Origin of the sequence: Streptomyces odontotermitis (assembly GCF_050510915.1) — a bacterium.
Lineage (GTDB): Bacteria > Actinomycetota > Actinomycetes > Streptomycetales > Streptomycetaceae > Streptomyces.
Genome location: NZ_JBNJLS010000014.1, coordinates 114,719 through 126,850, shown reverse-complemented (window position 1 = coordinate 126,850; position 12,132 = coordinate 114,719). Strand labels below are relative to the sequence as shown.

The 12,132-nt window shown below is 76.1% G+C and carries 1 protein-coding gene and 1 pseudogene; both read left to right on the top strand.

All coding sequences use genetic code 11. The annotated features are described in order from the left end of the window. Positions 1–97: 97 nt before the first annotated feature. Positions 98–5,512: pseudogene (locus ACQB60_RS31120) on the top strand (type I polyketide synthase); the annotation flags it as partial. Between the two features lie 36 nt (positions 5,513–5,548). Beyond that, positions 5,549–12,088: a type I polyketide synthase gene (locus ACQB60_RS31115; RefSeq protein ID WP_496929432.1), complete on the top strand. Its 6,540-nt coding sequence runs from the start codon at positions 5,549–5,551 to the stop codon at positions 12,086–12,088. Positions 12,089–12,132 lie beyond the last annotated feature (44 nt).

Below are 12,132 nucleotides of genomic sequence, written 5' to 3'. Positions count from 1 at the left end.
CCGCACTCCATATCCGCAGGCCCCCCGGCCCCCTATCCCCGTACTCACCTCCACTCCGATCCCCGGGAGCTGAATTCACGTGGCTGACGAAGCGCAACTCCGCGACTACCTGAAGAAGGCCGTCGCCGACGCACGCGACGCCAAGCGACGGCTGCGCGAGGCCGAGGACCAGGCGCACGAACCGATCGCCGTCGTGGCCATGGCCTGCCGCTATCCCGGCGGCGTCAGCTCTCCCGAGGACCTGTGGCGGCTGGTGGCCGAGGGCCGGGACGCCGTGTCGGCCTTCCCCGGCAACCGGGGCTGGGACCTGGAGCGGCTGCACGACCCGGACCCGGACACCGACACGGCCGGGACGTCCTACGCCGACCAGGGCGGGTTCCTGTACGAGGCCGACCAGTTCGACCCGGAGCTGTTCGGCATGTCGCCGCGCGAGGCGCTCGCCGCCGACCCGCAGCAGCGGCTGCTCCTGGAGACCGCCTGGGAGACCTTCGAGCGGGCGGGCATCAGCCCGCCCGCCGTCAAGGGCAGCCGCACCGGGGTGTTCACCGGGGTCATGTACAGCGACTACGGTTCGCGCCCGCATCTGCCGCCGGACGGCTTCGAGGGCTATCTGTTCAGCGGCAGCGCGGGCTCCATCGCGGCCGGGCGCCTCTCGTACACCTTCGGCCTGGAGGGCCCGGCCGTGTCGGTGGACACCGCCTGCTCGTCGTCGCTGGTGGCGCTGCACCTGGCGGCGAACGCGCTGCGCCGCGGCGAGTGCGACCTCGCCCTCGCGGGCGGTGCGACGGTGATGTCGACGCCGGTGGCGTTCGTCGAGTTCTCCCGGCTGCGCGGGCTCGCCGCGGACGGGCGCAGCAAGTCGTTCTCCGCCGACGCCGACGGCACGGGCTGGGCGGAGGGCGTGGGCCTGCTGCTCGTGGAGAAGCTCTCCGACGCGCGCCGCAACAACCACCCCGTGCTCGCCGTCATACGAGGGTCGGCGGTCAACCAGGACGGGGCCTCCAACGGCCTGACCGCACCGAACGGCCCGGCACAGGAGCGGGTGATCCGCCAGGCTCTCGCCGACGCCCGCCTCACCCCCGCCGACATCGACGCCGTCGAGGCCCACGGCACCGGCACCCGCCTCGGCGACCCCATCGAAGCCCAGGCACTCCTCGCCACGTATGGGCAGGAGCGCCCCGCCGAACGCCCCCTGTACCTCGGCTCGTTGAAGTCCAACATCGCGCACGCGCAGGCCGCCGCCGGGGTCGGCGGGATCATCAAGATGGTGCAGGCCATGCACCACGGCACGCTGCCTCAGACGCTGTACGCCGACGAGCCGTCGCCGATCGTGGACTGGGAGTCGGGCGAGGTCGAGCTGCTCACCGAGGCGCGGCCGTGGACCGTGGAGGCGGGGCGGCCGCGGCGCGCGGGCGTCTCCTCGTTCGGCTTCGGCGGCACCAACGCGCACGTGATCGTCGAGGAGGACCTGCCCGCCGAGGCGGAGCCCGCCGACGAGGAGCAACCGGCCGCCGGGGGCGCGGAGTCCGGTCCCGCCGTGCGGCTCGGCCCCGTGCCGTGGCTGGTCTCCGGCAAGACCGCGGGCGCGCTGCGTGACCAGGCACAGCGGCTGTACGACCACGTGGAGGCCACGGCCGAGGGCGAACTCCCCTGCCTCGACGTGGGGTTCTCGCTCGCCACCGGCCGCGCCGCCCTCGACCACCGGGCCGCCGTCACCGCCACCAGCCGCGCCGACCTGCTCGCCGGGCTGCGCGCCCTGTCCCGGGACACCGCCCACCCCGGCCTGGTGCGCGGCACCCGCACGACGGGGCGCACCGCGTTCCTCTTCACCGGCCAGGGCGCCCAACGTGTCGGCATGGGGCGGGAGTTGTACGAGGCGTTCCCGGCCTTCGCCGCCGCCTTCGACACCGTGGCGGCCGCGCTCGACGCGCACCTGGAGCGCCCGGTGCGCGACGTCATCGCCGACGGGGACGGCCTGGACGTCACCGGCTTCACCCAGCCCGCCCTGTTCGCGGTCGAGGTGGCGCTGTTCCGGCTCATGGAGTCCTGGGGGGTGCGGCCCGACTTCCTGGCCGGGCACTCCATCGGCGAACTCGCCGCCGCCCACGTCGCCGGGGTGCTCTCGCTCGCCGACGCGGCCACCCTCGTCACGGCGCGGGCCCGGCTCATGCAGGCCCTGCCGCCGGGCGGCGCCATGACCGCCGTACAGGCCACGCCGGACGAGGTGGAGCCGCTGCTCGAAGGGCGCGCGGACCAGATGGCGATCGCCGCGGTCAACGCGCCCCGGGCCGTGGTGATCTCCGGCGACCAGCACGCCGTGCACGCGGTCGCCGCCGAGCTCGGCGAGCGGGGCCACAAGACCCGGCACCTCACCGTCAGCCACGCCTTCCACTCCCCGCACATGGAGCCGATGCTGGACGAGTTCGGACGGCTGGCGTCGCAACTGACGTACCGGGCGCCGCGGATCCCCGTCGTGTCCACGCTCACCGGCGCCGTCGCCACCGGGGACGACCTGGTCACCGCCGACTACTGGGTGCGCCAGCTGCGCCACGCCGTGCGCTTCGCCGACGCCCTGGACACCCTGGCCGCCGAAGGCGTCACCACCACCCTGGAGCTGGGCCCGGACCCGGTGCTCACCGCCCCGGCCGCCGCGACCATGGCGTGCGCGGAGGCGCTGCTCCGTCGCGACCGGCCCGAACCGGCGGCCGCCACCACGGCGCTCGCCGCCGTGCACACCCACGGCACGCCCGTCGACTGGCACGCCTTCTACGCCCCGACCGGCGCCCGGCACACGCCCCTGCCCACCTACGCCTTCCAGCACCAGCGCTACTGGCTGAACGCCCTGCCCGCGCCCTGGGGCGCCGTGGGCCGGGGCGCGGACAGCCACCCGCTGCTCGGCTTCCCCATCCCCGTGGCCGGGACCGGGCAGACGGTGTTCACCAGCCGGATCTCGCTGCGCAGCCACCCCTGGCTCGACGGCCACCGGGTCCTTAGCCGGGCCGTGCTGCCCCCGGCCGCCGTGGTGGAGCTCGCCGTGCGCGCCGGGGACCTGCTCGGCCACTCCACGGTGGAGGAGCTGGACGTCCACACGCCGCTGGTGCTGCCCGAAGAGGGCGGCGTACAGCTGCAGTTGCGCACCGAGGAGCCGGACGCGGACGGGCGGCGCCGGCTGACCCTGTCGGCGCGGGCCGACGAGCCGGAGGCGGCGTGGACCGCGCACGCCGAGGGCCACTACCTCGTCGAGCGCTCCGGCGTTCCCGTGGCCGAGCACCCCGGCGGCGGCGCCGGCACCGTGGAGGTGCGGCTGCCCGCCGAACTGCACGCGGAGGCAGGCCAGTTCGGGCTGCACCCGGTGCTGCTCGACGCAGCCCTGCCCGGCTTCACCGCGGAGCCGGGGGACGCCGCCGTACGGATGTCGGCGCGCTGGTCGGGGATCCGGCTGCACGCCACGGGCGCCACGGCCGTCCGGGCCCAGACCACGGACGGAGCCCAGGACACCGTGGCCCTGCGCGTGACCGACGTGTCGGGCGGACTGGTGGCGACCGCCGACGCGGTGACGTTCCGGGATGTGCCCGTCGAGCGGTTCGCCGCCGGTGAGTCCGCCGGGCAGGACGCGCTGTTCGAGCTGGCCTGGGTGCCCGCCTCGCTGCCCGAGCGATGCGGCCACCCGCAGTGGGCCGTCCTCGACGCGGCACCGGGCGAGGACCACTACCCGGACGCCGCCGCCCTCGCCGAAGCCATCGCCGCGGGCACCCCCGTCGACGCCGCGCTGCTGCCCTGGCCCGCCACGCCCGGCGCCCCGGACACGGCGGTGCGCACCGCCGTCGGCCGGGCCCTGGACGCCGTGCGCGGCTGGCTCGACGACGACCGGCTCGCGGACACGCCGCTGGTCGTGGTGACCTCCGGCGCCGTCGCGACGCGCACCGGAGAAGACGTCAACGACCTCGCGGGCGCGGCCGTCTGGGGGCTGCTGCGGTCCGTGCAGTCGGAGAACCCCGACCGGATCATCCTCGCCGACGCCGCCGCGGACACCGCGCCCGCCGAGGCCCGCGCCTACCTGTGCTCCGTGGCCACCAGCGGCGAGCCGCAGGTCGCGGTCCGCGACGGCGCCGTGCTCGTGCCGCGCCTGCAGCGGGTCACGGGCGCGGCGGGCCCGGCGCCCGAGTGGGGCGGCGGCACCGTCCTGATCACCGGCGGCACGGGCACCCTCGGCGCCGAGTTCGCCCGCCACCTGGCCGCCGAGCACGGCGCCGCGCGGCTGCTGCTGCTCTCCCGCAGCGGTGAACGGGCCGAAGGCGCCGAGAAGTTGGCGGCCGAGCTGGCCGAGCTGGGCGCCGAGGTGACCTTCGCCGCCTGCGACGTCGCCGACCGCGCGGCGCTGGCCGCGGTGCTCGCCGCGATCCCCGCCGAGCACCCGCTGACGGCCGTCGTGCACACGGCGGGCGTCCTCGACAACGGCCTGGCCCGCGCCCTGGGCGCCGAGCAGATCGACGCGGTGCTGCGGCCGAAGGCGGACGGGGCGTGGCACCTGCACGAGCTGACCCGCGACCTCGGCCTGACGGCGTTCGTCCTGTTCTCCTCCGCGGTCGGCGTCCTCGGCGCGCCGGGCCAGGCCAACTACGCGGCCGCCAACGTCTTCCTGGACGCCCTGGCCGCGCACCGCCGCGCACAGGGCCTGCCCGCGACGTCGCTCGCCTGGGGCGTGTGGGAGCGGGGCGGGATGAACGCCCGCCTGGACGAGAAGGACCTCAACCGCCTTGCCCTGGGCGGCTTCACACCGCTCAGCAACGCCGAGGGGCGGTCCCTGTTCGACCGGATGACCGGCGACGCGCGGGCCGCGCTCGTCGCCCTGCCCGTGGACCTCGCCGCCGTGCGGTCCCAGGCCCGCCTGCCCGCCCCGCTGAGCGAACTGGCCGGGGCCGGGGGCCGCCGCGTGGCGCGCTCCGCGGTGCCCGACACCCCGGCGGCGGCCGGGCTGCCCGAGCAGCTCGCGGAGCTGACCGAGCGGGAGCAGGACAAGCTGCTGCTCTCCCTCGTACGCAGTGACGTGGCGGCCGTCCTGGGCCGCAGCGACCCCGACGACATCGCCCCCGAAGGCGCCTTCGAGGGGCTCGGGTTCGACTCGCTGACCGCGGTGGACCTGCGCAACCGGCTCAGCGCGGCCACCGGTCTGCGGCTCTCGCCCACCCTGGTCTTCGACTATCCGACGCCCACGTCCCTCACCGCGTTCCTGCGGGACCGGCTGCGCCCGGCGGAGCCCGACGCGCACGAGGTCTTCCTCACCGCCCTCGACCAACTGGAGGGGCTGCTGCCGGAGGGCCCGGACGGCTCCGACGGCCTGGGCGACGCCTGGGCGGCGGACGCGGCCGACCGGCTGCGCGCTCTGCTCGGCCGCCTCGCGCCGGGCGCCGCGACCGGGGTTCCCACCGCCGACGAGGACGCCGCCGAAGCGCTCGAATCAGCCTCGGTGGACGAGCTGTTCACCCTCATCGACAACGAACTCAGCTCCTGAGCCAGCCCGTTCTCGTCTAGGAGAGTCAGGAACGCGATGTCCAACGCGATGTCCAACGAAGACAAACTCGTCGACTACCTGAAGCGGGTCACGGCCGACCTGCAGCGCGCGAAGGGCCGCATCGCCGAACTGGAGGCGGCCGGGACCGAACCGATCGCCGTCGTCGGCATGGCCTGCCGGTTCCCCGGCGGCGTGACGAACCCGGACGAGCTGTGGGACCTCGTCACCGCGGGCACCGACGCCATCTCGCCCTTCCCCGAGGACCGGGGCTGGGACCTGGAGCGGCTCTACGACCCGGACCCGGCCACCCCCGGCACCTCGTACGCCCGCGAGGCCGGGTTCCTCGACGGCGCCGCGCGGTTCGACGCCGCCTTCTTCGGGATCTCCCCGCGCGAGGCGACCGCCATGGACCCGCAGCAGCGGCTGCTCCTGGAGACAGCCTGGGAGGCCGTCGAGCAGGCCGGGATCGACCCGGCGTCGCTGCGCGGCAGCCGCACCGGTGTCTACGCCGGGGTGATCGAGCAGAGCTACCTCGACCTGCAGGGGCCCACGGAGTTCGAGGGCTATCTGCTGACCAGCAAGCTGGGCAGCGTGGCCTCCGGCCGCATCTCCTACACGCTCGGCCTGGAGGGCCCGGCCGTATCGGTGGACACCGCGTGCTCCTCCTCCCTGGTGGCGCTGCACCTGGCGGCGAACGCGCTGCGCCGCGGCGAGTGCGACCTCGCCCTCGCGGGCGGCGTGACGGTCACGGCCACGCCCGGCGGCTTCGTGGACTTCTCCCGGCAGAGCGGGCTCGCCGCGGACGGGCGGATCAAGTCGTTCGCGGCGGCCGCGGACGGCACCTCCTGGTCGGAGGGCGTGGGCCTGCTGCTCGTCGAGAAGCTCTCCGACGCGCGCCGCAACGGACACCAGGTCCTCGCCGTCATACGAGGATCGGCGGTCAACCAGGACGGGGCCTCCAACGGCCTGACCGCGCCCAACGGCCCCTCCCAGGAACGCGTCATCCGCCAGGCCCTCGCCGACGCCCGCCTCACCCCCGCCGACATCGACGCCGTCGAAGCCCACGGCACCGGCACCCGACTCGGCGACCCCATCGAAGCCCAGGCACTCCTCGCCACCTACGGACAGCACCGCCCCGCCGAACGCCCCCTCTACCTGGGCTCGTTGAAGTCCAACATCGGCCACACCGTCGCGGCGGCGGGCGTGGGCGGCGTCATCAAGATGGTCCAGGCGATGCGCCACGGCGTGCTGCCCAAGACCCTGCACGTCGACGAGCCGACGCCGATGGTCGACTGGGAGTCCGGCGACGTCGAGCTGCTCACCGAGGCCCGGACCTGGCCCGCCGTGCGGCGCCCGCGCCGGGCCGCCGTGTCCGCCTTCGGCGTCAGCGGCACCAACGCCCATCTGATCCTGGAGCAGGCGCCCGACGCCGACGGGCCGGAGGCTCAGCGGCAGGGCGCGGCGGCGCCGGGCACCGCGCCGTGGCTGCTGTCCGGGCACAGCCCGCAGGCGCTGCGCGGCCAGGCGCGCAGGCTCCTCGACCACCTCGCCGAGGGCGACTTCAGCCCTGTGGACGTGGGGTTCTCGCTCGCCACCGGCCGCGCCGCCCTCGACCACCGGGCCGCGGTCACCGGCGTGGGCCGCGACGAACTCCTCGCCGCGGTGCGGGCGTTGGCCGCGGACGAGGACCACCCCGGCCTGGTGCGCGGCACCCGCGCCACGGGGCGCACCGCGTTCCTCTTCACCGGCCAGGGCGCCCAGCGCATCGGCATGGGCTGCGCGCTGCACGCCGCGTTCCCCGTGTACGCGCGGGCCGCCGACGAGGTGTGCGCCGAGCTGTCCAAGCACCTGGACCGGCCCATCTGCGAGGTCGTCGCCACCGGCGAGGGCCTGGACGACACGGCCAACACCCAGCCCGCCCTGTTCGCGGTCGAGGTGGCCCTGTTCCGGCTCCTGGAGTCGTGGGGGCTGACCCCCGACTACCTGGCGGGCCACTCCATCGGCGAGCTGGCCGCGGCCCACGTCGCCGGGGTGCTGTCGCTGCCGGACGCCGCCGCCCTGGTCGCCGCCCGCGGCCGCCTCATGCAGGCCGCCCGCCCCGGCGGCGCCATGATCGCCGTCCAGGCGCCCGAGGAGCAGGTGGCCCTGACCCTCGCCGGGTACGCGGACCGCCTCACGATCGCCGCGGTCAACGGGCCCGCCTCCGTGGTCGTCTCGGGCGACGCGGACGCGGCCGATGAGATCGCCGAAGAGTGGCGGCGGCGCGGCGCCAAGACCATGCGGCTCACCGTCAGCCACGCCTTCCACTCCCCGCACATGGACGGGATCCTCGACGAATTCCGCGCCGTCGCCGCGTCGTTGACGTACCGGGCGCCGCGGCTCCCCGTCGTGTCGACCCTCACCGGCAAGGTCGCCGCGGGCGACGACCTGGTCACCGCCGACTACTGGGTGCGCCAGCTGCGCCACGCCGTGCGCTTCGACGACGCGCTGCGCACCCTGGACGCCGAGGGCGTCACCACGGCCCTGGAGGTGGGCCCGGGTCCGGTGCTCGCGCCGCTCGCCGCCGCGACCGTCAGCGGCGCGGTGCCGCTGCTGCCCCGCGACCGCGCCGAGCCCGTCGCGGTCACCGCCGCGCTCGGCGCACTGCACGCCCTGGGCACCCCCGTCGACTGGGACGCCTACTTCGCCTCGTCCGGCGCGCGGCGCGTCGCCCTGCCCACGTACGCCTTCCAGCACCAGCGCCACTGGCACGATGCGACGGCCGCCGCCCCCGGCGAGGCGGGTCCCGGACTGCGCGAGACCGGGCATCCGCTGCTCGGCCCGGCGGCCGAACTCGCGGGCGGCGACGGCTCGGTGTTCACCAGCCGGATCTCGCTGCGCAGCCACCCCTGGCTCGACGGCCACCGGGTCCTCGGCCGGCCGGTGCTCGCGCCCGCCGCCCTCGCGGACCTCGTGGTGCGCGCCGGCGACGAGTTCGGCGCCACGGTCCTCGACGACCTCACGGTCACCGCCCCGCTGGTGCTGCCCGCCCGCGGCACCCTGCAGCTCCAGGTGGGCGTGGGCGCGGCGGACGCGGCGGGCCGGCGCACGGTGCGCGTGCACAGCAGGCCCGACGGCGTCGCCGACGCCCCGTGGACGGCGCACGCCCGCGCCACGGTGAGCACCACCGCTCCCGGCCCGGCGTTCGACCTGGCCGCCTGGCCGCCCGAGCAGGCCAAGGCGATCGCGCCCGACGAGGTGGACCTGGCCCTCACCGGCAGCGGGCTCGGCTACGGCCCGGCGTTCGGCTGTGTGACCGCGGCCTGGCGCAACGGCTGCGAGCTCTACGCCGAACTGGAGCTGCCCGAGGGGCAGTCGGAGGACGTCTCCGGCTTCGTCCTGCACCCCGCGCTGCTCGACGCGGCGGTGCGCCCGGTGGCCTTCGAGGCCGCGGCTTCGGGCGCCGGGCCGCTGCTCGCCGACCGCTGGCGGCAGCTGCGGGTGTTCGCGACGGGCGCGACGTCCGTACGGGTCCGGGTCACCCCCGACGCGGCGGGGGGCGCCCGGGTGCGGATCGCGGACACCGCGGGACGGCCGGTGGCCGAGGTCGCCTCGGTGACGGTGCGGCCGGTCGCCGAGAGCGAGCTCACGGCCTCCCTGGACCGCCCCGAGGACGCGCTGTTCCACGTCGACTGGGCGCCGCTGGCGCTCCCGGACGCCCCCGAGGCCCCCGACGCGGCGGACGCGCCGTGGGCCGTGCTGGGCGGCGGGGGCGACGTGGACGACGGGGGCCAAGGACGGCCGGGCGCCGAGGCGTTCGACACCCCCGAGGACGTCGGCGACGCCGTGGCCGCCGGACGCGCGCCCCGCTACGTGGTGACGCGTCAGCACACCGACGACACCGACGACACCGGCGACACCGCCGCGGACCTCTCCCCGGCCGAGGCGGCGCACCAACGCACCGCCGCCATGCTGGAGTTGGTGCAGCGGTGGCTGGCCGACGAGCGGCTCGCCGCGACACCGCTGGTCGTGGCGGTCTCCGGTGCGGTCGCGACCGCCTGGCACGAGGACGTCACGGACCTGGCGGGCGCCGCCGTGTGGGGCCTGCTGCGCTCGGCGCAGTCGGAGCACCCCGGCCGGATCGTCCTCGTCGACACGGACCCGGCCGACCCGGACCCCCTGCCCGGACCGCACGCCGTCACGGCCCTGCTGGCGGCGGGCGAGCAGCAGGCGGCGCTCCGCTCGGGCCGGGTGTACGTGCCCCGGCTCACCCGCGCCGGGGCGCCCGCGGAGCCGGGCACGTCACCCGCGTGGCGCCCCGACGGCACCGTCCTGATCACGGGCGGCACCGGCAGCCTCGGCGCCCTGTTCGCCCGCCACCTGGTGACCGAACACGGCGTGCGGAACCTGCTCCTGACCAGCCGCAGCGGTGAACGGGCCGCAGGGGCACGGGAGTTGAGGGCCGAGCTGGAGGAGCTCGGCGCCCGTGTCACCGTCGCGGCCTGCGACGCCGCGGACCGGGACGCCCTCGCGGCCACCCTGGCCGCCGTACCCGACCGGCAACCGCTGACCGGCGTGGTGCACCTGGCCGGTGTCCTGGACGACGGTCTGATCGCCGCGCAGACGCCCGAGCGGCTGCACGCGGTGCTCCGGCCGAAGGCCGACGCCGCCTGGCACCTGCACGAGCTGACCCGCGGCCTCGACCTGGCGGCGTTCGTGCTGTTCTCGTCGGTCGCGGCCGTCGTCGGCGGCCCCGGCCAGTCCCCGTACGCCGCCGCCAACCACTTCCTCGACGCGCTGGCCGCGCACCGCCGCGCCCAGTCGCTGCCCGCCACCTCGATGGCCTGGGGCCTGTGGGAGCAGAGCGGCGGCATGAGCGGCGGCCTGTCGCAGGCCGACCTGCAGCGGATCGCCCGCACCGGCCTGCGGCCCGTGCCGAACGGCCGCGGCCCCGCGCTGTTCGACGCGGCGCTCCGCCTCGGCCGCCCCGACGTGGTCGTGGCCCCGGTGGACGTGGCGGCGCTGCGCGCCCAGGGCGGTCCGGTCCCGGCGCTCCTCGGCTCCCTGGCCCGGGTGCCCGCGCGCCCCGCCGTCGCCGGGGGCCAGGACGGCGCCGCAGTGACACTCGGCGAACTCCTCGACGGCGTCCCGGAGCCGGAGCGCGAGCAGGTGGTGCTGCGGGTGGTGCAGGAGCGGATCGCGGCGGTGCTCGGCCACCCCGACACCTCCGCGCTGCCGCCCGGCCAGTCACTGCTCCCGCTCGGCTTCGACTCGCTGACCTCCGTCGAACTACGGGACAGGTTCAGCGAGTTGGTGGGCCACCGGCTGCCCACCACCCTGGTCTTCGACCACCCCACGCCCGCGGCGCTCACCGCACGTCTGCTCGCCGAGCTGGCGGGTGACGAGCAGGCCGCGCCCACCGCGGAGACCGTGGACTTCGCGGCCGAGATCGGGCTGGCCGACGACGTCCGCCCGGCCGCCGAGGTGGTCACCGGCGCCGGTGACCCGCGCGAGGTGCTCCTGACCGGCGCCACCGGGTTCCTCGGCGCCTTCCTCCTGCGGGACCTGCTGCGCACCACCACGGCGCGCGTGCACTGCCTGGTGCGCGGCACCGACGAGGCGGGCGCCCTTGCCCGGCTGCGGGAGAACATGGAGTGGTACCGGCTGTGGGACGAGGTCGGCGAGGCGGCCGGGGACCGGCTCTCGATCGTCGTCGGCGACCTGGCCGCGCCCCGGCTCGGCCTGACCGAGGAGCGCTTCGACGAGCTGGCCCGCACCGTGGACGTCGTCTACCACAACGGCGCCCAGGTGCACTGGCTGCACCCGTACACGACGCTGCGCGACGCCAACGTGGGCGGCACCCAGGAGGTGCTGCGGCTCGCGGCCCGGCACCGCACGGTGCCCGTGCACTACGTCTCGACGGTCGGCGTCTTCGACGGGCCGCGCGAGGACGGCGCCCCGCTGCGGGTGACCGACCCGACCGGTCCCGCCGAAGTGCTGCCCAGCGGCTATCTGCAGACCAAGTGGGTGGCCGAGCAGGTCATCGGGATCGCCCGGGAGCGGGGCCTGCCGGTGTCCGTGTACCGGGTCGACGTGATCTCCGGCGACACCGCCAACGGGGCCTGCCAGACACGGGACTTCGTGTGGCTGAGCCTGAAGGGCATCCTGCAGTCGGGCGCCGCCCCGGCGGGCGTCGGCGGCCGCTTCCACCTGCTGCCCGTCGACCACGTCAGCGCCTCGGTCCTCGCCCTGTCCCGCCAGGACGCGGGCGGCACCTTCCACCTGTTCAACCGCGACGCGCTGAGCCTCCAGGAGTGCGTGCGCCGGCTGCGCGGGCTCGGTTACGGATTGACGGACGTGGACTGGTCGCGGTGGCGGGACGAGGTGCGCGACGACCGGGACAACGCCCTCCAGCCGCTGCTGCACGCCTTCGAGATGATGACGTCCGACACGGACGCCTTCTACCCGCCGATCGACACCACCGAGACGGACGCCGCCCTCGCCGGAACCGGCGTCAGCTGCCCGCCGCTGTCCCCGGAGCTGTTCGCCCGGTACGTGCGGTTCTTCCAGGAGGTGGGCCACTTCCCGCAACCGTGACGGCACCCCTGCACCTCACCTCACCCCACCTCCACACCTAGCGC

What these genes read in the sequence shown, in the direction of transcription:
- ACQB60_RS31115 (WP_496929432.1), top strand. Translation starts at nt 5,549, where the DNA reads ATGTCCAACGCGATGTCCAACGAAGACAAACTCGTCGACTACCTGAAG.